This is a genomic window from Pseudomonas sp. Sample_9 (assembly GCF_004307535.1).
Lineage (GTDB): Bacteria > Pseudomonadota > Gammaproteobacteria > Pseudomonadales > Pseudomonadaceae > Aquipseudomonas > Aquipseudomonas mercuritolerans.
In genome coordinates this window covers 6,435-27,230 of record NZ_RAZO01000339.1, presented here as the reverse complement: position 1 = coordinate 27,230, position 20,796 = coordinate 6,435, and the positions used below count along the sequence as shown (strand labels likewise).

General features: G+C 60.5%; 24 protein-coding genes. 20 read left to right on the top strand and 4 right to left on the bottom strand.

What is annotated here, in order from left to right:
* Nucleotides 1-2 precede the first annotated feature (2 nt).
* From mltG to D6877_RS19375, 20 genes are all read left to right on the top strand, one after another.
* Nucleotides 3-1,172: an endolytic transglycosylase MltG gene (gene mltG, locus D6877_RS19470; protein WP_130911815.1), complete on the top strand. Its 1,170-nt coding sequence runs from the start codon at nucleotides 3-5 to the stop codon at nucleotides 1,170-1,172.
* A gap of 19 nt (nucleotides 1,173-1,191) precedes the next feature.
* Nucleotides 1,192-1,824, top strand: coding sequence for a dTMP kinase (gene tmk, locus D6877_RS19465; protein ID WP_130911814.1), 633 nt, complete (start codon nucleotides 1,192-1,194; stop codon nucleotides 1,822-1,824).
* Nucleotides 1,817-2,800, top strand: a complete 984-nt coding sequence (locus D6877_RS19460) for a DNA polymerase III subunit delta' (RefSeq protein WP_130911813.1) — start codon at nucleotides 1,817-1,819, stop codon at nucleotides 2,798-2,800. The genes tmk and D6877_RS19460 overlap by 8 nt, the downstream gene beginning before the upstream one ends.
* Before the next feature lie 42 nt (nucleotides 2,801-2,842).
* Entirely contained in the window at nucleotides 2,843-3,199 is a 357-nt protein-coding gene (locus tag D6877_RS19455; protein ID WP_016770983.1) for a PilZ domain-containing protein, read from the top strand.
* Nucleotides 3,200-3,214: 15 nt separating this feature from the next.
* Nucleotides 3,215-4,006, top strand: a complete 792-nt coding sequence (locus D6877_RS19450; protein WP_130911812.1) for a TatD family hydrolase — start codon at nucleotides 3,215-3,217, stop codon at nucleotides 4,004-4,006.
* Between the two features lie 351 nt (nucleotides 4,007-4,357).
* A complete protein-coding gene (locus D6877_RS19445) occupies nucleotides 4,358-4,996 on the top strand; it encodes a TetR/AcrR family transcriptional regulator (RefSeq protein WP_016770981.1) in 639 nt (212 codons plus the stop codon).
* 138 nt (nucleotides 4,997-5,134) lie between these two features.
* Entirely contained in the window at nucleotides 5,135-6,103 is a 969-nt protein-coding gene (locus tag D6877_RS19440) for a radical SAM protein (RefSeq protein ID WP_130911811.1), read from the top strand.
* Nucleotides 6,104-6,231: 128 nt separating this feature from the next.
* Complete coding sequence (locus D6877_RS19435; RefSeq protein WP_024013915.1) at nucleotides 6,232-6,837, top strand: DUF4823 domain-containing protein; 606 nt, start codon at nucleotides 6,232-6,234, stop codon at nucleotides 6,835-6,837.
* A 14-nt stretch (nucleotides 6,838-6,851) separates the two neighbouring features.
* Nucleotides 6,852-7,418, top strand: coding sequence for a DUF1285 domain-containing protein (locus D6877_RS19430; protein WP_130911810.1), 567 nt, complete (start codon nucleotides 6,852-6,854; stop codon nucleotides 7,416-7,418).
* A gap of 192 nt (nucleotides 7,419-7,610) precedes the next feature.
* Nucleotides 7,611-8,327 carry a FadR/GntR family transcriptional regulator gene (locus tag D6877_RS19420; protein WP_016770977.1) on the top strand — a complete coding sequence of 239 codons (717 nt, stop codon included), beginning with the start codon at nucleotides 7,611-7,613 and terminating at the stop codon, nucleotides 8,325-8,327.
* A 133-nt stretch (nucleotides 8,328-8,460) separates the two neighbouring features.
* Nucleotides 8,461-9,336, top strand: a complete 876-nt coding sequence (locus D6877_RS19415) for an SMP-30/gluconolactonase/LRE family protein (protein WP_125917281.1) — start codon at nucleotides 8,461-8,463, stop codon at nucleotides 9,334-9,336.
* A 114-nt stretch (nucleotides 9,337-9,450) separates the two neighbouring features.
* Complete coding sequence (locus D6877_RS29435) at nucleotides 9,451-9,603, top strand: hypothetical protein (protein WP_178083716.1); 153 nt, start codon at nucleotides 9,451-9,453, stop codon at nucleotides 9,601-9,603.
* A gap of 3 nt (nucleotides 9,604-9,606) precedes the next feature.
* Nucleotides 9,607-10,425 (top strand): SDR family oxidoreductase, encoded by an 819-nt coding sequence (locus D6877_RS19410; protein WP_130911809.1) that lies wholly within the window; start codon nucleotides 9,607-9,609, stop codon nucleotides 10,423-10,425.
* Between the two features lie 137 nt (nucleotides 10,426-10,562).
* Nucleotides 10,563-11,567 carry a substrate-binding domain-containing protein gene (locus D6877_RS19405; protein WP_016770973.1) on the top strand — a complete coding sequence of 335 codons (1,005 nt, stop codon included), beginning with the start codon at nucleotides 10,563-10,565 and terminating at the stop codon, nucleotides 11,565-11,567.
* 53 nt (nucleotides 11,568-11,620) lie between these two features.
* Complete coding sequence (araG, locus tag D6877_RS19400) at nucleotides 11,621-13,168, top strand: L-arabinose ABC transporter ATP-binding protein AraG (protein ID WP_130911808.1); 1,548 nt, start codon at nucleotides 11,621-11,623, stop codon at nucleotides 13,166-13,168.
* Between the two features lie 12 nt (nucleotides 13,169-13,180).
* Nucleotides 13,181-14,149 (top strand): L-arabinose ABC transporter permease AraH, encoded by a 969-nt coding sequence (gene araH, locus D6877_RS19395; RefSeq protein WP_042610738.1) that lies wholly within the window; start codon nucleotides 13,181-13,183, stop codon nucleotides 14,147-14,149.
* Nucleotides 14,150-14,420: 271 nt separating this feature from the next.
* Entirely contained in the window at nucleotides 14,421-15,134 is a 714-nt protein-coding gene (locus tag D6877_RS19390; RefSeq protein WP_016770970.1) for a GntR family transcriptional regulator, read from the top strand.
* On the top strand, nucleotides 15,131-16,129 hold the full coding sequence (locus D6877_RS19385; protein WP_130911807.1) for an ADP-ribosylglycohydrolase family protein: 999 nt from the start codon (nucleotides 15,131-15,133) through the stop codon (nucleotides 16,127-16,129). The genes D6877_RS19390 and D6877_RS19385 overlap by 4 nt, the downstream gene beginning before the upstream one ends.
* Nucleotides 16,130-16,331: 202 nt before the next feature.
* A complete protein-coding gene (locus D6877_RS19380) occupies nucleotides 16,332-17,798 on the top strand; it encodes a cytosine permease (RefSeq protein ID WP_024013910.1) in 1,467 nt (488 codons plus the stop codon).
* A complete protein-coding gene (locus D6877_RS19375; protein WP_130911806.1) occupies nucleotides 17,791-18,720 on the top strand; it encodes a PfkB family carbohydrate kinase in 930 nt (309 codons plus the stop codon). Before D6877_RS19380 ends, D6877_RS19375 begins: the two co-directional genes overlap by 8 nt.
* Nucleotides 18,721-18,865: 145 nt before the next feature.
* Here D6877_RS19375 and D6877_RS19370 read toward each other — a convergent pair whose 3' ends face one another.
* The 4 genes from D6877_RS19370 to D6877_RS19355 form a co-directional block, all read right to left on the bottom strand.
* Nucleotides 18,866-19,246, bottom strand: a complete 381-nt coding sequence (locus D6877_RS19370; protein WP_071173202.1) for a Rho termination factor N-terminal domain-containing protein — start codon at nucleotides 19,244-19,246, stop codon at nucleotides 18,866-18,868.
* 63 nt (nucleotides 19,247-19,309) lie between these two features.
* On the bottom strand, nucleotides 19,310-19,567 hold the full coding sequence (locus D6877_RS19365; protein ID WP_130911805.1) for a hypothetical protein: 258 nt from the start codon (nucleotides 19,565-19,567) through the stop codon (nucleotides 19,310-19,312).
* Between the two features lie 44 nt (nucleotides 19,568-19,611).
* The gene (locus D6877_RS19360) at nucleotides 19,612-19,956 is read right to left on the bottom strand and encodes a hypothetical protein (protein ID WP_130911804.1); all 345 of its coding nucleotides are present in this window, start codon (nucleotides 19,954-19,956) and stop codon (nucleotides 19,612-19,614) included.
* Between the two features lie 108 nt (nucleotides 19,957-20,064).
* Nucleotides 20,065-20,718, bottom strand: coding sequence for an HD domain-containing protein (locus D6877_RS19355; protein WP_130911803.1), 654 nt, complete (start codon nucleotides 20,716-20,718; stop codon nucleotides 20,065-20,067).
* Nucleotides 20,719-20,796: the final 78 nt, after the last annotated feature.

Here is a 20,796-nt window from a genome sequence, read left to right as displayed (position 1 = left end):
TCGTGAGACGTAAATTTTTGCTGCTGCTGGAAACCGGACTGGTTCTGGCAGGGCTGCTGTTGGGCGCCAGCGCCTGGAAAATTCATTCGGCGCTGGAACAGCCCCTGAACATCCCGCAGGAACAACTGCTGGATGTGCCGAAAGGCTCTACACCGACCCGTACCTTCCTTGAACTCGAAACCGATGGCGTCATCAAGGACGCGTTCTGGCTGCGCGTCTACTGGCGCTTCAATCTTGCCGGTACACCGATTCACAGCGGCGAGTACCGCATGCAGCCGGGCATGACCGTCAACGGTCTGATCGATTCGTGGAAGCGCGGCGACGTGGTTCAGTACAGCCTGACCCTGGTCGAAGGCTGGACTTTCCATCAAGTGCGCGCCGCCCTGGCCAAGGACGACAAGCTCGAGCAGACCCTCAACGGTCTGAGCGACGGCGACGTCATGGCCAAGATTGGCCACAAGGGCTTGTTCCCTGAAGGCCGGTTCTTCCCGGACACCTATCGGTTCGTGCGCGGTATGTCCGATGCCGAGCTGCTGAAGAAGGCCTTTGACCGCCTCGACGAAGTGCTTGCCAAAGAGTGGGCGCAGCGATCTGCCGATGTGCCTTACAGCGAACCTTATCAAGCGCTGATCATGGCCTCGCTGGTCGAGAAAGAGACTGGCGTTCCGCAGGAGCGCGGGCAGATTGCCGGAGTGTTCGTACGGCGCATGGCGCTGGGCATGCAGTTGCAGACCGATCCGACAGTGATCTATGGCCTCGGCGATCGTTACACCGGCAAGCTGACCCGCGCGCATCTGAAAGAACCGACACCCTATAACACCTATGTGATTCCCGGTTTGCCACCGACGCCGATTGCGATGGTCGGGCGCGAAGCGATTCATGCTGCGCTCAACCCGGTGGAAGGCAGCAGCCTGTATTTCGTCGCCCGTGGCGATGGCAGCCATGTGTTCTCCGATGATCTGGATGCGCACAACAACGCGGTGCGCGAATACCAGCTCAAGCGCCGTGCGGATTACCGTTCCAGCCCGGCACCAGTAACTGCCCCGGCCACCGATGAGGCGATTCCGGCGGCCTCGCCGAACACCGCGCCCGAGGCGCTGCCGCAAGTTCCGCCGCAGGAACCTGCGCCAACACCGGAACCGGACGCCGCTGCACCACAGAACGCGCAATGACTTTGATGAAGGACTGCCTGTGACTGGCTTGTTTATTACCCTGGAAGGCCCGGAAGGCGCGGGCAAGAGCACCAACCGCGAATACCTCGCCGAGCGCCTGCGCGCCGCCGGTATCGAAGTGCTGCTCACCCGTGAGCCTGGCGGTACGCCGCTGGCCGAGCGGATTCGTGACGTATTGCTGACCCCGGCCGACGAAGTGATGCATCCGGATGCCGAGCTGCTGCTGGTGTTCGCCGCACGCGCCCAGCATCTGGCAGAGGTGATTCGTCCGGCGCTGGCCCGTGGCGCTGTGGTGCTGTGCGATCGTTTCACCGACTCGACATACGCCTACCAGGGCGGCGGTCGCGGTTTGTCGCTTGAGCGCATCGCCACCCTGGAAATTTTCGTGCAGGGCGACTTGCGGCCCGATTTGACACTTATTTTCGATCTGCCCGTAGAGATCGGTCTGGCCCGCGCCAGTGCCCGTGGCCGACTGGACCGTTTCGAACTCGAAGGCCGGGCGTTTTTCGAGAACGTGCGCAATGCGTTCCTGAAGCGCGCCGAAGCCGACCCGTCGCGTTACGTGCGCATCGATGCCGGTCAGCCATTGGCCAAGGTCCAGCAATCGCTGGACACCTTGCTGCCGAATTTGCTGGAGCTGGCCCGTGGCTGAGGCCTATCCATGGCAGGACAGCCTCTGGCAGCAACTGGCCGGACGCAGTCAGCATGCCCACGCGTATCTGCTGCACGGTCCGGCCGGGATCGGCAAGCGTGCGCTCGCCGAGCGTTTGATGGCCAGTCTGCTGTGTCAGCGCCCGACGCCCGAGGCGTGTGGCGAGTGCAAATCCTGCCTCCTGCTCAGGGCCGGCAGCCATCCGGACAATTATATTCTCGAACCGGAAGAGGCGGACAAGGCGATCAAGGTCGATCAGGTTCGTGATCTGGTCAGTTTCGTCGTGCAGACCGCGCAGCTCGGCGGGCGCAAGGTGGTGTTGATCGAGCCGGTCGAGTCGATGAACATCAACGCTGCCAACGCCTTGCTCAAAAGCCTTGAAGAGCCGTCCGGCGATACGGTGCTGCTGTTGGTCAGCCACCAGCCGAGCCGTTTGTTGCCAACCATCAAGAGCCGTTGCGTGCAGCAGGCCTGCCCGCTGCCGGGCGAGGCGATGAGCCTGCAATGGCTGGCCCAGGCGCTGCCGGATTGCTCGGAAGAAGAACGCGTCGAACTGCTGACGCTGGCCGCCGGGTCGCCGCTGATGGCCGTCAGCCTGCAATCGCAAGGTGTGCGTGAACAGCGCGCGCAAGTTGTCGAAGGCGTGAAGAAGTTGCTCAAGGGCCAGCAATCGCCGACGCAACTGGCGGAAGAGTGGAAAAGCATTCCGATGTTGCGTCTGTTCGACTGGTTCTGCGAATGGTCGAGCCTGATCCTGCGCTATCAACTGACTCAGGACGAAACCGGCCTCGGCCTGGCAGATATGCGCAAGGTCGTGCAGTACCTGGCGCAGAAAAGCGCGCAGGGCAAAGTGCTGGATATTCAGGACTGGATTCTCGCCCAACGGCAGAAAGTGTTGAGCAAGGCCAACCTCAATCCGGCCCTGTTGCTGGAAGCATTGTTGGTGCAATGGGTGGGATTGCCTGGTCAAAGATAAGAATGTGTACCTAGACTCTGAAGATCAGCAGTGGAGGTGAACATGATTGAACCTGTCAGCCCGGGGCCGCGTAACGGCATTTTGTCCCTGACCATCAAGGACAAGTCGGTCCTTTACGCCGCCTACATGCCGTTCATCAAGAATGGTGGCCTGTTCATCCCGACCAACAAAAGCTACCGGTTGGGCGACGAGGTGTTCATGCTTTTGCACCTGATGGACGAAGCGGAGAAAATTCCGGTCGCCGGCAAAGTCGCCTGGATCACCCCGAAAGGTGCACAAGGCAATCGCGCCGCCGGTGTCGGCGTGCAGTTCAATGACGGCGACGACACTGCGCGCAGTCGCATCGAAACTCATCTGGCCGGAGCGCTGAAATCCGACCGTCCCACTCATACGATGTAAGTTGCAGTCCTTTTTATGCTCGTAGATTCCCATTGTCACCTTGATCGTCTCGACCTCGCCGCCCATGGCGGCTCGCTGGATGCCGCACTCGCTGCGGCCCGCGAGCGTGGGGTCGGACATTTTCTGTGCATCGGCGTCAGTGCCGACAACGCCGCCGACGTCAAAGCTCTCGCCGAGCGTTATGCCGATGTCGATTGCTCGGTCGGTGTGCATCCGCTGGATGTGCAGCCGGGCGCGGCACCAGCGCTGGACTGGCTGCTGCACGAACTCGATCACCCGAAAGTGGTGGCGATCGGCGAAACCGGCCTCGACTATCACTACGAGCCGGAAGCCGCCGAGTTGCAGCAAGAGTCGTTTCGCCTGCACCTGCAAGCGGCGCAGCAGACCGGCAAACCGGTGATCATCCACACCCGTGGCGCCCGTGCCGACACCCTCGAACTGCTGCGCGAAGCGGCGTTGCCCCAGGCGGGTGTGTTGCATTGCTTCACCGAAGACTGGGACATGGCCAAAGCGGCGCTGGACATGGGCTATTACATTTCCCTGTCGGGCATTGTCACGTTCCGCAATGCCGACGCCTTGCGTGATGTGGCGAGCAAAGTGCCGGCCGATCGCCTGCTGGTGGAAACCGACTCGCCGTATCTGGCGCCGATCCCGTATCGCGGCAAGCCGAACCTGCCCCAGTACGTGCGCGAAGTGGCGGAGTTTCTGGCGATGCTGCGTGGTGAGAACTACGAGCGCTTTGCCGAGCAGACCACAGAGAACTTTAAGCGTCTGTTCCCGCTGGCGAGTGTTAAATCTGCGCTGTGACGGCAGGCCAAATCGCAGGCAAAAAAAACCCGGGTTCTGGGGGGTGAATCCGGGTTAAGACCATTAGGAGTAAAACAAAGGCACGCGGTCCGTTGGTACCTTTACCGGCACGACACTTGGGGGAGATGTCGCCCGACAGTTCAAGTATTGATCAGTCTGGCGTGCAGTCCAGTGAGCCGGTCGGGGTTTTTAAACAAATTTGGAATACGTTTGCTTCAGTTGAGTTCTCATTGCACCTGAATCGTTCTCGAAATGAACAAGAAACACAGATTTGGTCGATGAACCGTGCTTTTTTGCGCAAGTTAGGCATAATACGCGGCTTCGAATTTTGACCCTTCAGACCTTTTTCTTATGCATAAAGAACCTCGTAAGGTCCGTGAATTTCGTCGCCGCGAGCAGGAAATTCTCGATACCGCGCTCAAGCTGTTCCTCGACCAGGGTGAAGACAGTGTCACCGTCGAGATGATTGCTGATGCCGTGGGTATCGGCAAAGGCACGATCTACAAGCACTTCAAATCCAAGGCGGAGATCTACTTGCGCCTGATGCTCGACTACGAGCGCGATCTGAACGAGCTGCTGCATTCGGCGGATGTCGACAAGGACAAGGAAGCTCTGTCGCGCGCCTACTTCGAATTCCGCATGCGCGACCCGCAGCGCTATCGCCTGTTCGACCGCCTCGAAGAGAAAGTGGTCAAGGGCAATCAGGTGCCGGAGATGGTCGAGGAGCTGCACAAGATCCGTGCCTCGAACTTCGAACGCCTGACGCTGCTGATCAAGGGTCGCATCAGCGAAGGCAAGCTCGAAGACGTGCCGCCGTACTTCCACTACTGCGCATCCTGGGCGTTGGTGCACGGCGCGGTGGCGCTGTATCACTCGCCGTTCTGGAGCAATGTGCTGGAAGATCAGGAAGGCTTCTTCCAGTTCCTGATGGACATCGGCGTGCGCATGGGCAACAAGCGCAAGCGCGACCCGGAAACCCCGAGCACATAAGTCATTCAGCGGGCTGATTGCGCCGTGTTTTCACAACATGGCGCAATAGCGCAGGAATATACTCAGGCATAGGGCTTGCTAAAACCTGATTTCTCAGTCAAGTTTTGCTCGCTCGATTTTCTTTCGCCGGAGTGTTTCATGATCGTTGACCGTCAAGGCAGGCGTTTTCGCAATCTGCGCATCAGCCTGACCTCTGCCTGCAATTACGCCTGTACCTACTGCGTGCCCAACGGCAAGCGGTTGGTCGCTGCGCAGGATGAACTGTCGGCCGAAGCCATGGCACGCGGCGTCGAATACCTGATCGAAGCCGCCGGCATCGAGCGCCTGCGCATCACCGGCGGCGAGCCACTGGTCAGCCCCAAACTCGAATCGTTCATGACTGCCGTCGGCCAGATGGGCCTCGACGACATCAGCCTGACCACCAACGGTCAACTCCTCGCGAAAAAACTGCCGCTGCTGGTCGATGCCGGTCTGCGCCGGATCAACGTTTCCCTCGATACCCTCGATGCCGCTGCTTTTCGCAGCATCGCCCGTGGCGGCGATCTGGCCAGCGTGCTCGATGGCATGGATCAGGCTGCCGCCGCCGGGATGAAGATCAAGGTCAACATGGTGCCGTTGCGCGGGCAGAACCTCGATCAGGTCATGCCGCTGCTTGATTACTGTCTGGAGCGCGGCTTCGAACTGCGTTTCATCGAGCTGATGCGCATGGGCCACCTGGCTAAGGATTCCAATGCCTTCCTGCAGCAGTTCGTCAGCCTTGAGAAGTTGCTCGGCCTGATCGGCGAACGTTATGAATACGCCCAGACCGACGCACCGGTGGACGCCACTGCCGTGCGCTATGCGATTCCCGGTCGCGGCAATTTCGGGGTGATCGCCAACGAAAGCGTGCCGTTCTGCCGCACCTGCTCGCGTTTGCGCCTGTCATCGACCGGTTGGCTGCATGGCTGCCTGTCGTCGAGCAACCGCCACTATGTCGGCGATCTGCTCGACAAGCCGCGCCATCAGGCATTGCCAGCGCTGCAACGTTTGCTGGTCAAGGCGTTGGGTGACAAGCAGGAGGTGGCGTTCTCTGGCGGCGCTACTGTCATGAAGATTATTGGCGGCTGATCGGCCGCTTTCGCGAGCAGGCTCGCTCCCACAGGGGAAAGCCTTTTACTGAATTTGCCGAGCTGGCGCAAAAGCTGCATCCAACGGCCATTCGCCGGTTTTCCGACACCGGCTTCTGGAGGAATAGGATGCGTAGCCTGGTTTTGCTGCTGGCCGTTTTGGCGCTTGGCGGCTGCATGAATGTCAGCGATATGGCCGAAGGCACTCGCTATCACATGAGCGATGCGGGGCTTCTGGACCACAGCGACAGCCGCCGGGTGAACAATATCCGCATCCAGCCGGACTCGTTCATCTTCATCGCCCAGGGCGCGTTCGCACCGCCGGGTGGTTCCTATCCACGGCCGAACGTGGTCGCCGAAGAAGCCTTCAAGGGCTTTGTCGAATATTTCCCGATGGTCCGCCGCGCCCGTGCGCCGGAAGGCCTCGACCAAGCCATGGGCGAAGCCCGTGATGCCGGCGCGCATTACCTGCTCTACACACGTTTCGCCAAGGCTGACGACCGCATCGGCAACTCCGATGAGTGGCTGGACCAGGAAGCCGTGGATCGCCTCGGTATCGACGGCGGCGTGATTCAGATCATGTTGATCGAGACCAGCACCCAGTATTTGATTGATACTGCACGGATCAAGAGTCGTGGCGGTTTACTGACGTTCCATGACTCCAAACCCGAAGACCTCATCGGTCCGCCGCTGGCGCAATACGCACGCAGCCTGCTGGGGATCGGCGACCAGTAATCAAGGAGTACGCCATGAGTGACCCGCAAACAGCCAATGACCTGCTGGGGCAGATCCCCAAGACCAAAGGCCTGCCACCGGTGCATTTGTGGAACCCGGATTTCTGCGGTGACATCGACATGCGCATTGCCCGCGACGGCACCTGGTACTACCTGGGTACGCCGATCGGGCGCAAGCCGATGGTCAAACTGTTCTCCACCATCATCCGCCGCGACGGCGATGATTACTTCCTGATCACCCCGGTCGAGAAGGTCGGGATCAAGGTCGATGATGCGCCGTTCGTAGCGGTTGCCCTGGAAGTGCAAGGCGAGGGCGAGGGCGAGGCGCAGGTTTTGCGCTTTACCAGCAACGTCGAGGAGACCATCGAGGCGGGGGCTGAACATCCCATCCGCGTGGAGATCGATCCTGAGACCCAGGAGCCTGCGCCCTATGTGCATGTGCGCAGCAACCTTGAAGCGCTGATTCACCGCAATGTGTTTTACCAGTTGGTGGAACTGGCGGTGAGCCGCGAGATCGATGGTCAGCGCTGGTTGGGCGTGTGGAGTGGCGGCGAATTCTTTCGCATCGGCCTGGAGCCCTGACTCAACATCAAAATGTGGGAGCGAGCCTGCTCGCGAACGCGGTGTATCAGTCGCCAGCAATGTTGACTGACACGGCGCTTTCGCGAGCAGGCTCGCTCCCACAATGGTTTGTGCAAGCTGAAAAAATCCGATTGACTGTTAATCGTATGATGATTAGCGTAGGCACCCATCGCGATTCGCCTTGAGGTGTTCATGTCCAGCAGCTTTCATGCGTCGACCGTTGACTGGCTGGGCAGCTGGATTGCTGCCGGTCAGGTCAAGCCGGGGCAGACCATCAAGGTCGAGGCGGATCTGGGCGAGCAGCTTGGTGTCAGCCGCACGGTGATTCGCGAAGCGATCAAAACCCTCGTCGCCAAAGGCATGCTCGAAGTCGGGCCGAAAGTCGGCACGCGAGTGTTGCCGGTCCGGCGCTGGAATCTGTTCGATCCGCAAGTGGTCGGTTGGCTATCGCGCAACGGCTTGCCGGAAAACTTCGTCGATGACCTGCTGGATTTGCGCCGCACCATCGAGCCGATGGCGGTGCGCTGGGCCTGTGAGCGCGCAACGCCGGAGCAGATCGAAGCGGTGCAATTGGCTTTCAACGCACTGGAACGTGCCGTTGACAGTGGCATCGATTACAACCGTGCCGACCAGGCTTTCCACGAATGCATCCTGGCCGCCAGCCATAATCAGTTCATCGAACAAATGGTCCCGGCCCTCGGCGCGTTGCTGGCGGTGTCGTTCGAAGTCTCCGCCGCCGACCCCGATGAACTGCGCCGCACCTTGCCGATCCATAAAGACATGGCCGATGCCATCGCCGCGCGCGATTCGACCCGTGGCGTGTGGGCGTGCATGACCTTGATCGACAACGCCGATCTGGCGATAAAACGCTTTTATCCGAAAGTCATGGCCAGTAGAAAAGCTAGCTGAAAATGTCGAGACATCCTGTGGGAGCGAGCTTGCTCGCGAATGCGTCAGGTCAGATAAATCATCATTGACTGACACTCCGCCTTCGCGAGCAAGCTCGCTCCCACAGTAAAACAACAACTCAGAAGGACTTGATATGCCGTTCACCGCCCTGACCCAACACCGCGCGCAACTCGGCGAAGGCCCGTTCTGGGATGCGCCGACCCAAGCGTTGTACTGGGTCGATATCGCCGGTAAACAAGCGTTGCGCCTGATCGGTCAGAACGTGCAGATCTGGCAGATGCCCGAGCACATCTCCGCCTTCATTCCTTGCGCCAGCGGCGATGCACTGGTGACGTTGAGCAGCGGTGTCTATCGGCTGGATCTCGATTCGCCCGGGCTTGAGCCACGCTTGACACTGTTCTGCGTCGCCGACCCGCAACCGGGCAACCGCCCCAACGAAGCCCGTTGCGATGCCTTGGGCCGGTTGTGGTTGGGCACCATGCAGAACAACATCGGCGAGCACGGCGAGGATCTGCCGCTGGTGCGCCGTTCCGGTGGCCTGTTCCGTATCGATCCCGATCAGCGCGTGACACCGCTGTTGCTCGGTCTGGGCATTCCCAATACCTTGTTGTGGAGCGACGACGGCACCACGCTGTTGTTTGCTGAAAGTCTCGACAGCACGCTCAATCGATATTTCATCCGCACCGACGGCAGTCTTGATGCGCCGCAGGTGTTTTACTCGTCCGATCAACACGGTGGTCCCGATGGCTCTGCGATGGACGCCGAAGGCTACGTGTGGAATGCACGTTGGGACGGCAGTTGCCTGCTGCGCCTGACGCCGGACGGGCAGGTGGACCGCAAGATCGATCTGCCGGTCAGTCGCCCGACCAGTTGCGTTTTCGGTGGCGAAGACCTGAAAACCCTGTTCATCACCAGCGCGAAGAGTCCACTGAATCATCCATTGGATGGCGCGGTGCTGAGCATGCGCGTCGATGTTGCAGGAAAACTCTGTACGCGTTTTGCTGGTTAGATCCCAAAATATGGGATGCAAAATTATATATTGAGATTATTTGGCGGTCGGGTTTATAGTCGGCTCCAGCAGTAACACGCACTCACACTTAAAAAGAACAAAACAGGTGAAGTGATGCAGCGAATTCTTCTCGCCCGCGCAAGCGGGATCCGCCTTTCGTCACGGCTTGATGCCGGCGGCGACGCTTGCCTGTTTGTTTTCCCCAGCCGTCAGAACCGGACATCGACCGATGCCCGGTTTTTTTGCGCCTGCGTGCAGGAGGCCTGAGCCATGGCTGAAGCGCTGACATTGCCGCAAATGCCGGCGCCGCCGAAAGGCGAGCGCCTGAAAAACAAGGTCGTGCTGCTGACCGGGGCCGCTCAGGGCATCGGCGAAGCCATCGTTGCCGCGTTCGCCTCGCAGCAAGCCAGATTACTCATCAGCGATATCCAGGCCGACAAGGTCGAGCAGGTCGCCGCTCACTGGCGCGATCAGGGCCATGACGTACAGGCGCTCAAGGTCGACGTATCGAATCAGCAGGATCTGCATGCCCTGGCCCGACGCGCCGTGGAATTGCATGGCCGCATCGATGTGTTGGTCAACTGTGCCGGGGTCAATGTGTTCCGCGATCCTTTGCAGATGACCGAAGAGGACTGGCGCCGCTGCTTTGCCATCGATCTGGACGGCGCCTGGTATGGTTGCAAAGCCGTGCTGCCGCAGATGATCGAGCAGGGCGTGGGCAGCATCATCAACATCGCCTCGACTCATTCCAGCCACATCATTCCCGGCTGCTTTCCGTACCCGGTAGCCAAGCACGGCTTGCTCGGCCTGACCCGTGCACTCGGCATCGAATACGCGGCCAAGGGCATTCGCGTCAACGCCATCGCGCCGGGCTACATCGAAACGCAGCTGAACGTCGATTACTGGAACGGCTTTGCCGACCCACACGCCGAACGGCAGCGCGCCTTCGACCTGCATCCGCCCAAGCGCATCGGCCAGCCGATCGAAGTGGCAATGACGGCGGTATTTCTGGCCAGCGATGAGGCACCGTTTATCAACGCTTCGTGCATCACCATCGATGGTGGCCGCTCGGTGATGTACCACGACTGAATAAAACGGATTTCCAGCGCTGAACTACGCTTGAAATCCAATCATCATACGATATGACTATTTTCAAACAGCTTCACTGAGAACACGCTTCAACGCTTTTCAAACCTTGCTCAAAAAAAATAACAAGGAGTCATCTGATGAAACGTCGTTTCGGGATTCGTACCCTGTGCAGCACTGCCCTGGCGGTCACTGCGTTCAGCCTGAGCAGTGCGCTGCTCGCCGCCGACGCGGTGAAGATCGGTTTTCTGGTCAAGCAGGCCGAAGAACCGTGGTTCCAGACCGAATGGGCTTTTGCCGAAAAAGCCGCCAAGGACAAAGGCTTTGAACTGATCAAGATTGCCGTACCGGATGGCGAGAAGACCCTCTCGGCCATCGATAGTCTGGCCGCCAACGGCGCCAAGGGTTTTGTGATCTGCCCGCCGGACGTGTCCCTCGGCCCGGCCATCATGGCCAAAGCCAAGATCAACGATCTGAAAGTGATTGCCGTCGACGACCGTTTTGTCGACGCCAACGGCAAATTCATGGAAGACGTGCCGTACCTGGGTATGGCCGCGTTCGAAGTCGGCCAGAAGCAGGGCGCCGCCATGGCCGCCGAAGCGAAGAAGCGCAACTGGGACTGGAAAGACACCTACGCGGTGGTCAACACCTACAACGAACTCGACACCGGCAAGAAGCGCACCGACGGTTCGGTCGATGCCCTGAAGAAGGCCGGCATGCCGGAGGACCACATCCTCTTCGCCGCGCTGAAAACCCTCGACGTACCGGGCAGCATGGACGCCACTAACTCGGCGCTGGTGAAACTGCCGAGCGCGGCGAAAAACCTGATCATCGGCGGCATGAACGACAACACCGTGCTCGGTGGCGTGCGCGCCACCGAAGCGGCCGGTTTTGCCGCGAGCAACGTGATCGGCATCGGCATCAACGGCACCGACGCCATCGGCGAATTGAAAAAGCCTAACAGCGGCTTCTTCGGTTCGATGCTGCCAAGCCCGCACATCGAGGGCTACAAGACCGCCGAGATGATGTACGAGTGGATCACCGCTGGCAAAGAGCCGCCGAAGTACACCGCCATGGATGACGTCACCCTGATCACCCGCGAAAACTTCAAGCAAGAGCTGGAAAAAATCGGCTTGTGGAACTGAGGGAGCGACGGCCCGGGCAGCCGGGCCGTTTTTCGGTGTGAAGAGGTGGCTTTATGCACGCGCAAGTACAGACACAAGAACAACACGGCGCCAGCGGCAGCCTGCGCTTCAACGGGATCGGCAAGACCTTTCCCGGCGTGAAAGCGCTCGACGGCATCAGCTTCGTCGCCCACCCCGGCCAGGTTCATGCCTTGATGGGCGAGAACGGCGCGGGCAAATCGACCCTGCTGAAGATCCTCGGTGGCGCTTACATTCCGAGCAGCGGCGAGCTGCAGATCGGCGAGCAGGCGATGGCGTTCAAGTCCACCGCTGACAGCATTGGCAGCGGCGTGGCGGTGATTCACCAGGAACTGCATCTGGTCCCGGAAATGACCGTGGCCGAAAACCTGTTTCTCGGTCATCTGCCGGCCAGTTTCGGTTTGATCAACCGCAGTGAACTGCGGCAGAAAGCCTTGAGTTGCCTGAAAGGCCTGGCCGACGAAATCGATCCGCAAACCAAGGTCGGACGCTTGTCCCTCGGCCAGCGGCAATTGGTGGAAATCGCCAAGGCGCTGTCGCGCGGCGCACACGTTATCGCTTTCGACGAACCGACCAGCAGCCTATCGGCACGCGAGATCGATCGCTTGATGGCGATCATCGGGCGTCTGCGCGACGAAGGCAAAGTGGTGCTCTACGTGTCCCATCGCATGGAAGAAGTCTTCCGCATTTGCGACGCCGTCACCGTGTTCAAGGACGGCCGCTACGTGCGTACCTTTGAGGACATGAGCCAGTTGACCCACGATCAACTGGTGACCTGCATGGTCGGTCGCGACATTCAGGACATCTACGATTACCGCCATCGCCCGCGTGGCGCCGTGGCGTTGAAGGTCGATGGTTTGCTCGGCCCGGGCCTGCGCGAGCCGATCAGTTTCGAAGCGCACAAGGGCGAAATCCTTGGCCTGTTCGGGCTGGTCGGGGCAGGGCGCACCGAGCTGTTTCGCCTGCTCAGCGGCCTGGAACGCAACACCGCCGGCCGTCTCGAATTGCGCGGTCATGAGCTGAAACTGCGCTCGCCCCGTGACGCGATTGCCGCCGGCATTCTGCTCTGTCCTGAAGACCGCAAGAAGGAAGGCATCATCCCCCTGGCCAGCGTTGCCGAGAACATCAATATCAGTGCCCGTGGTGCGCATTCCGGGCTCGGCTGCCTGATTCGCGGCTTGTGGGAAAAGGGCAACGCCGACAAGCAGATCAAGGCCCTGAAAGTGAAAACCCCGCACGCCGGCCAGCAGATCAAATTCCTTTCCGGCGGCAATCAGCAGAAGGCCATTCTCGGTCGCTGGCTGTCGATGCCGATGAAAGTCCTGCTGCTCGACGAACCGACCCGTGGCATCGATATCGGCGCCAAGGCCGAGATCTACCAGATCATTCATAACCTCGCCGCCGACGGCATTTCGGTGATCGTGGTGTCCAGCGATCTGATGGAAGTGATGGGCATTTCCGACCGCATCCTGGTGCTGTGCGAAGGCGCCCTGCGCGGCGAAGTCAGCCGCGACCAGGCCAATGAATCCAACCTGCTGCAACTGGCTTTGCCACGCCACCGCGCTGACGGCGTGGCGAACTGAGAGGTGACTATGATGACTACGCAAAACGAAACCCTGCCGACCGAGCGCAAACCGCTGGACATGCGGCGCTTCCTTGATGACTGGGTCATGCTGCTGGCGGCGATCGGCATCTTCGTCGCCTGCACGCTGCTGATCGACAACTTCCTCTCGCCGCTGAACATGCGCGGTCTGGGCCTGGCGATTTCCACCACCGGTATCGCCGCGTGCACCATGCTTTATTGCCTGGCATCCGGGCACTTCGACCTCTCGGTCGGCTCAGTGATCGCCTGTGCCGGCGTGGTCGCGGCGGTGGTGATGCGTGACACCAACAGTGTATTTCTCGGGGTCAGCGCGGCATTGGTGATGGGCCTGATCGTTGGTTTGATCAACGGCATCGTGATTGCCAAGTTGCGCGTCAATGCCCTGATCACAACGCTGGCGACCATGCAGATCGTGCGCGGCCTGGCCTATATCTTTGCCAACGGCAAAGCGGTCGGTGTGTCGCAGGAATCGTTCTTCGTCTTCGGTAACGGCCAGCTGTTCGGTGTGCCGGTGCCGATCCTGATCACCATTGTCTGCTTCCTGTTTTTCGGCTGGCTGCTGAACTACACCACCTACGGGCGCAACACCATGGCCATCGGTGGCAACCAGGAAGCGGCGCTGCTGGCGGGCGTCAACGTCGACCGGACCAAGATCATCATCTTCGCCGTGCACGGTGTGATCGGTGCGCTGGCGGGTGTGATTCTGGCCTCGCGGATGACTTCCGGGCAGCCGATGATTGGTCAGGGTTTTGAACTGACGGTGATCTCGGCTTGCGTGCTGGGCGGGGTTTCGTTGAGTGGCGGCATCGGCATGATCCGCCATGTGATTGCCGGGGTGTTGATTCTGGCAATCATCGAGAACGCGATGAACCTGAAGAACATCGATACGTTTTATCAGTATGTGATTCGGGGTTCGATTCTGTTGCTGGCTGTGGTGATTGACCGCTTGAAACAACGCTAACGTCAAAAGCTACCCCTCACCCCAGCCCTCTCCCAAAGGGAGAGGGGGCCGACCGAGGTGTCTTGCGTTCTACATCGACCTCAAAGATCGGGTCGATTGTGGGTTCGTTAAACAACATCAGTTCGGCGCATTTCCTGAGCACTCCCCAATCAGTTCCCTCTCCCTCCGGGAGAGGGCTAGGGTGAGGGGCTTTTGATTTTGCTCTTCCCATCGGTCACCTCCCTCAAATTTTTGTTGCCCGCCACGCACCGTTTCGGTTATCAATTTGTACATGATTAGACAGGTACGATTCGACAAGAAACAAAGGGTGGTCGACGAGCTCGTCCGACGCATCGAAAGCGGCCTCATGGAGGACGGCTTTCTGTTGCCCGGCGAACATCAGTTGGCTCAGGAATTCCAGGTCAGCCGTGGCACCTTGCGTGAGGCGCTGGCCGAACTGAAGCGGCGTAATTACATCGCCACGCAGAGCGGTGTCGGTTCCATCGTCACTTTCGACGGCGTCGCGCTGGATCAGCGCAGCGGCTGGGCGCAGGCGCTGGCCGACAGCGGGGCGCTGATCAATACCGAAGTGTTGCGTCTCGAAGCGGTGACGCGGCCAGATCTGCTGGTGCGTTTCGGCACCGATCAATTCATCACCCTCGACCGTCGCCGGCGCGCCACCGACGGTACGCTGGTGTCTCTCGAACGATCCTTGATGCCGGCCAACGGCGGCCTGGAAAGCCTGCCGCGCGTCGGTCTGATCGACAATTCCCTGACCATCACCCTGGCCGCCTACGGCTATATCGGCGAGCGAGGCGATCAGTGGATCGGCGCCGAGCCGCTGAATGCCGAAGACGCCGAGCTGCTCGGCCGTCCGGTCGGCACGGTGTTTCTCAAAGCCCTGCGCACCACCTACGACCGGCAGAACCGTTTCATGGAGCAGGTCGAAAGCCTGCTCGACCCGGTGCACTTTCGTCTGCACCTGCAATTCGGAGAATCGAAATGACCGCGCTCAACCATGCGCTTGGCGCTTTCTACGGTCTGGCCCTGGGTGACGCGCTGGGCATGCCGACGCAATCGCTTGATCGCGAAACGATCAAGGCGCGCTTCGGCCAGATCACTGATCTGCAGGACGCAGGTCCCTTGCAACCGATCGCCGCGAACATGCCCAAAGGCTCCATCACTGATGACACCGAGCAGGCGATCCTGGTCGGCGAGTTATTGGTCGAAGGTCACGGCCGTATCGAGCCGGCGGTTCTCGCCCAGCGCTTGATCGAATGGGAAGCCGAGATGCAGGCCAAGGGCTCGCAGGACTTGCTCGGCCCCTCGACCAAACGCGCCATTGAAATGATCCTCGCCGGGCATTCCCCGGAAGAAGCCGGGCGCTACGGCACCACCAACGGCGCAGCGATGCGCATCACCCCGGTGGGCATTGCCGCGAACGTGGCCGATCCGCAGCGCTTCATCGCGGCGGTCGTGCAGGCTTGCCAAGTGACGCATAACACCACGCTGGGGATTTCCAGTGCGGCGGCGGTGGCGGCGGTGGTCTCCGCTGGCATCAATGACGTCGATCTCGGCGAGGCGCTGAACCTTGGCCAGCAGATCGCTCAGCAAGCCGAAGCGCACGGGCATTGGGTGGCCGGCGGGCGCATCGCCTCGCGCATCAGCTGGGCGCGCAGCATCAGTGTCGACAGCGACAAGGCGCTGCTGGCGGATCTGCTCTACGACGTAATCGGCACATCGGTGGCTTCGCAGGAGTCGGTGGTGGTTTCATTCGCCCTGGCCCAGCAAGTGGCCATCGGTGAAATGACGGCATTCGAAGCGTTATGCATGGCTGCCAGCCTGGGCGGCGACACGGATACCATCGCGGCGATTCTCGGCGCCATGCTCGGGGCTTGCCTGGGCCTTGAGTGCTGGCCGCAGGCGATGATCGAGACGGTGAAAGCTGTTAATCAGCTGGAGCTTGAGCCTTTGGTGCAGGGGCTGTTGGCCTTGCGTTGACTGGCTGGCCTCTTCGCGAGCAGGCTCGCTCCCACAATTGGAATGCATTTCCTTGTGGGAGCGAGCCTGCTCGCGAAAGGGGCGGCGCATTTCTAAAGAATTCACACAGCAATGGATCGCACAGACAGGCCTCGGAAGGCCGGTTGTCTTGTCGTTTTGCATCATTGCCACAACCACAAAAAAGGCAAACAGGAGCATCTTCATGAGTTCATCAACCGCCGGGCAAAGCGTCGGGCAATTGGAAACCCGGGGCATCGAGCCGGTGCCGGAGGCGGAGTGCAACGGTCATCCGCTGCAACTGTTCTGGGTCTGGTTTGCGGCGAATATTTCCATCCTCGGCCTGCCGCTGGGCGCCACGCTGGTGGCGTTTCGCGGGCTGGCGATCTGGCAGGCGATCATCGTCGCGATTCTTGGTGCCGCGGGTTCGTTTGCCGTGGTCGGGATCATTTCGATTGCCGGGCGTCGTGGCCGCGCGCCGAGTCTGACGCTGTCCCGGGCAATTTTCGGCGTGCGCGGCAACATCGGCCCGACGCTGGTTTCGCTGATGTCGCGTCTGGGTTGGGAAACCGTCAACACCACCACCGCCGCGTTCGTGCTGCTGTCGCTGTGTTCGATCCTGTTCGGCTCGCCGGTCGAGGCGAAAAGTGCGCCGATACTGACGCTGATCTTTATCGCCATCTTCGTCCTGCTGACCTTGTCGGTGTCCGGCCTCGGCCACGCGACCCTGCTGGTGATCCAGAAGTGGGCGACGTACGTGTTCGGCGCGCTGAACATTCTCGTCGGTGGTTTCCTCTGCGCGACCATCGACTGGAGTGCGGTGTTCAACGCCACGCCAGCACCGCTGAGCGCAATGATCATCGGCATTGGCACCATGGCCGCCGGCACCGGTATCGGTTGGGCCAACGCTGGCGCTGACATGTCGCGCTATCAGCATCGCAGCGTCAAGGCTGTACGCCTGGTGGCGTCGGCGGCGTTCGGCGCGGGCATTCCGCTGGTGCTGTTGATCACTCTCGGCGGCTTGTTGTCGGTGGGCAACAATGATCTGGCGTCGGCGACTGATCCGATCGTGGCGATCCGCGACATGCTGCCGACGTGGATGGCCGTGCCGTACCTGATCACCGCGTTCGGCGGTCTGCTGCTGTCGAACAACCTGTCGGTGTACTCCGCCGGCCTGACCACGCTGACCCTGGGCCTGAAGGTCAAACGGGTCTACGCGGTAGTGGTGGATATCGTCGCGATCTTCGCCGGCTCGATCTACTTCATGCTGATCGCCGACAGTTTCTACGGCCCGTTCATTACCTTCATTTCCCTGCTGGCAGTGCCGATCACTGCCTGGGTCGGGATCTTCGTGGTCGATCTGATTCACCGTCACTACTACAGCCCCAAAGACCTGCTCGACGTCAGCCCGAGCAGCGCCTATTGGTATCGCGGCGGCATCGAGTGGCGCGCGTTTGGCGCCTGGGCGATCGCCATTGTCCTTGGTTTCAGTTTCACCACCATCGGCACCACGGCAGAAAATGTCTGGTTCAAGGGCTTTCTGTCCGACTCTTGGCTGGGCCACAACGGCCTCGGCTGGATCGTGACGTTCGTCGTCGCCGGTGGCATTTACCTGGTACTTGGCGGTGCGAAAGATCGCCGCGCCGCGCAACCCGAGAATGCTCATGCCTAAGATGTTGCACACCGGCCAGGTCATCATCGACCTGGTCATGGCCGTGGATAAACTGCCGCAGGTTGGCGGCGATGTGCTGGCGCAGTCGGCGGGTTTCGAAGCCGGCGGCGGTTTCAACGTGATGGCCGCTGCGGTGCGCAACGGCCTGCCGGTGGTCTATCTCGGTCGCCATGGCACGGGGCGTTTCGGTGACCTGGCGCGCCAAGCGATGCAGGCGGAAGGTATCTGCATCGGCATCCGCGAACCGGCCGAGCGCGATACCGGTCTGTGTGTGGCGCTGACCGATGCCTCGGCTGAGCGCAGTTTCATTTCCTATATCGGCGCTGAAGGTGAGGTGACCGAGGACGATTTGAACAGCGTGGCTGTCGAGCCCGGCGATTACGTTTATCTCAGCGGTTACAGTCTGCTGCATGAGGGCAAGGCGCAGGCGTTGCTCGACTGGACGCTGGCGCTGCCTGCGGCGGTCAATGTGGTGTTCGACCCGGGGCCGTTGGTGGAGTCACCTGACGCGCCGATGATGCAAACGTTGTTGCCACGCATTGATGTGTGGACCAGCAATAGCGTCGAAGCGCTGCGGTTTACCGGGGCTGATGAGATTGGCGCGGCGATGGATCGTCTTGCGAAATTGCTGCCGGAAAATGTGCTGATGGTGGTGCGCGACGGGCCGCAGGGTTGCTGGATTCAACAGCGTGGCGAGCGCCGACAAGTGCCGGGGTTTGCTGTCAAAGCAGTGGACAGCAATGGCGCCGGTGATGCGCATGCCGGGGTGTTTGTTGCTGGATTGGCGCAGGGGCTGGAAACGCCGGAAGCGGCGCGGCGGGCCAATGCGGCAGCGGCACTGGCGGTGACTCGCTGGGGACCGGCGACATCGCCGGGTACGGCGGAGGTGGATGCGTTTATCCGCGAGTCCTGCCGCGACTGACATGAGGCCTTCGCGAGCAAGCTCGCTCCCACATTGGATCTACGTCGTACACAAATCTTCTGTAGGAACTGCCGAAGGCTGCGATCTTTTGATCTTGAAAAGCAAAAGATCGCAGCCTTCGGCAGCTCCTACAGGGGGGGTCGTTCTAACTCGCCTTGCGCAACGCCTCAATCAACTCCTGCTTACGCATCGACGAGCGCCCCGGAATATTCTTCGCTCGGGCTTCCTTCATCAGGCTATCGACAGTCTGCGTATCCTTCGAAGTCTCGCTGTTGCGTGAATGGCCCTTGCGGCTGGCCACCGCGCGGCGCGATGACTCTTTGCGATCTTCCGACTTGGCACTGGCGGGCTTCTTGCGCCCCGAGCCACCGGACTTCTCGCCGCCGCCGGATTGTTTGTTGACCGTCGCCCAGGCGCGAGCCTCAGCCTCATCTTTCGACACGCCCTTTTTCTCGTAGCTGTCTTCGATGTGCTCGGCTTTGCGCTTCTGTTCGCTGGTGTATTTGTCTTTGCTTCCACGAGGCATGGGATTTCTCCTCCTGTGTGCAGATTCAACCGCTCGCCACGCCTGCAGCGAGCGGCTTCGGAACTATTGCTGATCGAGTTTCTGTGCGGCTTCTACGCCAGCCGCGCTGAGCTTGATCGGCAGGTTCAGCGAGTGTTCGCCCGCTTCGCTCAAGGTCACATGACCATGGTGAATCAGCCCGCGATCCTGCAGCGAGGCGAGGGCGCTGGCCACGACTTTCTCGCCCCGGTAATTGTCCAGCACCTCCTTGCCCAGGCCGTTGGGATGGGCGTGCAGCAGGCGGGTGAGAACTTCTTTTTCCAGGTCTTTGTCGACGTTCATGGTTACCTCTTCATGGGAGTGAATAGGGCGCTCGCGTCGGCGAACTACTGACCGGCACCTTCGGAACCGGAGCCACCGGTGGTTGTTTTCGAGCCGACACCGGGGCCGGCATTGTCAGGCGCAGTGGCAGGAGAGTCAGGCGTGTTCATGCCGCCCTGACGCCCCGGATCGCTGCCCTGGGTGCGCGGGTCGGTCCCGGTGGCGGGTGGCTGATTGATCAGCGGCACACCGGAGCCATCGGTATTCATTCCGGGGGCACTGTTGATAGCAGGCGCGCGTGGCGGGGTCGGATCGGTAGGGCCAGTGCCCGCTGCCGTGGTCGAGGCGGCGAACACCGCAGGGCAGAGCAGGGCGCTGAAGACGAAAGCGGTCAACCTTGACGGGATCATAGGGCTTCTCCAGTGATTGGAATCCTTACACTGGGTTGGTCAGCCCTGGTGACGGATTGGTGCCTGATGATCGACGAACGGTCTTCGCCGGGGTCGCGTGGCTGCTGTTCAGACGATGCCAATTTCCTCCTTGAACTGCTCCATGAAACCCTTCAGTCGTTGATGACGAATGTGCGCCAAGCGCTGACCGGTCACCGTTTGAAAACCGTCGGCCAGATGTAGCAGTTTGGTCTGGAAATGATCGAGGCAAAAACGCGTGTCGTCGTACTCGCGCTCAAGCGCTTCGGGATCCTCTGGGTCGTACAGCGCCGAGCCCATGCGCCCAGCCACGTAGAAGGTTCGGGCAACGCCGAGCATGCCCAGCGAGTCGAGGCGGTCGGCGTCCTGGACGATTTTCGCTTCGAGCGTAATTGGGGTGATGTTGGCGGAAAAACTGTGGGCTTCGATGGCGTGGGCGACGTTGCTGATTTTCTCGTCGGGCCAGTCCATTTCCTTCAGCACGGAAGAAGCCTTGTCCGCTGCCAGACGTGAAGCCTGCGCGCGCAATGGTGAGTTTTTTTCGACCGCTACGCAGTCGTGCAGCAGCACGGCCGCCAGCAAGACTTCGAGATCGCCGCCTTCGGTTGCATGCAAGGTGCGGGCGTTATGCCAGACACGTTGCAGGTGGGCGAGGTCGTGGGCGCCGTCATCCGAGGGTTCCAGTGCATGTGAGAGTAGCGCTGACGCCAGTGCTTCCATCGGCGCAAAACAGTTAACGGTCATAAGCATCCTTTCAGAATGTGCGGTATCAACTGTGGGAGCGAGCCTGCTCGCGAAAGCGTCATTTCAGTCAGACGTTGA

Coding starts and splice junctions, on each gene's coding strand:
- D6877_RS19375 (WP_130911806.1), top strand. CDS start 17,791: ATGCCTAAGATGTTGCACACCGGCCAGGTCATCATCGACCTGGTCATG.
- D6877_RS19430 (WP_130911810.1), top strand. CDS start 6,852: ATGAGTGACCCGCAAACAGCCAATGACCTGCTGGGGCAGATCCCCAAG.
- araG (WP_130911808.1), top strand. CDS start 11,621: ATGCACGCGCAAGTACAGACACAAGAACAACACGGCGCCAGCGGCAGC.
- D6877_RS19365 (WP_130911805.1), bottom strand. CDS start 19,567: ATGAACGTCGACAAAGACCTGGAAAAAGAAGTTCTCACCCGCCTGCTG.
- D6877_RS19420 (WP_016770977.1), top strand. CDS start 7,611: ATGTCCAGCAGCTTTCATGCGTCGACCGTTGACTGGCTGGGCAGCTGG.
- D6877_RS19440 (WP_130911811.1), top strand. CDS start 5,135: ATGATCGTTGACCGTCAAGGCAGGCGTTTTCGCAATCTGCGCATCAGC.
- D6877_RS29435 (WP_178083716.1), top strand. CDS start 9,451: ATGCAGCGAATTCTTCTCGCCCGCGCAAGCGGGATCCGCCTTTCGTCA.
- D6877_RS19355 (WP_130911803.1), bottom strand. CDS start 20,718: ATGACCGTTAACTGTTTTGCGCCGATGGAAGCACTGGCGTCAGCGCTA.
- D6877_RS19370 (WP_071173202.1), bottom strand. CDS start 19,246: ATGCCTCGTGGAAGCAAAGACAAATACACCAGCGAACAGAAGCGCAAA.
- D6877_RS19360 (WP_130911804.1), bottom strand. CDS start 19,956: ATGATCCCGTCAAGGTTGACCGCTTTCGTCTTCAGCGCCCTGCTCTGC.
- D6877_RS19390 (WP_016770970.1), top strand. CDS start 14,421: ATGATTAGACAGGTACGATTCGACAAGAAACAAAGGGTGGTCGACGAG.
- D6877_RS19450 (WP_130911812.1), top strand. CDS start 3,215: ATGCTCGTAGATTCCCATTGTCACCTTGATCGTCTCGACCTCGCCGCC.
- D6877_RS19380 (WP_024013910.1), top strand. CDS start 16,332: ATGAGTTCATCAACCGCCGGGCAAAGCGTCGGGCAATTGGAAACCCGG.
- D6877_RS19410 (WP_130911809.1), top strand. CDS start 9,607: ATGGCTGAAGCGCTGACATTGCCGCAAATGCCGGCGCCGCCGAAAGGC.
- araH (WP_042610738.1), top strand. CDS start 13,181: ATGACTACGCAAAACGAAACCCTGCCGACCGAGCGCAAACCGCTGGAC.
- D6877_RS19415 (WP_125917281.1), top strand. CDS start 8,461: ATGCCGTTCACCGCCCTGACCCAACACCGCGCGCAACTCGGCGAAGGC.
- D6877_RS19385 (WP_130911807.1), top strand. CDS start 15,131: ATGACCGCGCTCAACCATGCGCTTGGCGCTTTCTACGGTCTGGCCCTG.
- D6877_RS19405 (WP_016770973.1), top strand. CDS start 10,563: ATGAAACGTCGTTTCGGGATTCGTACCCTGTGCAGCACTGCCCTGGCG.
- D6877_RS19455 (WP_016770983.1), top strand. CDS start 2,843: ATGATTGAACCTGTCAGCCCGGGGCCGCGTAACGGCATTTTGTCCCTG.
- D6877_RS19435 (WP_024013915.1), top strand. CDS start 6,232: ATGCGTAGCCTGGTTTTGCTGCTGGCCGTTTTGGCGCTTGGCGGCTGC.
- D6877_RS19445 (WP_016770981.1), top strand. CDS start 4,358: ATGCATAAAGAACCTCGTAAGGTCCGTGAATTTCGTCGCCGCGAGCAG.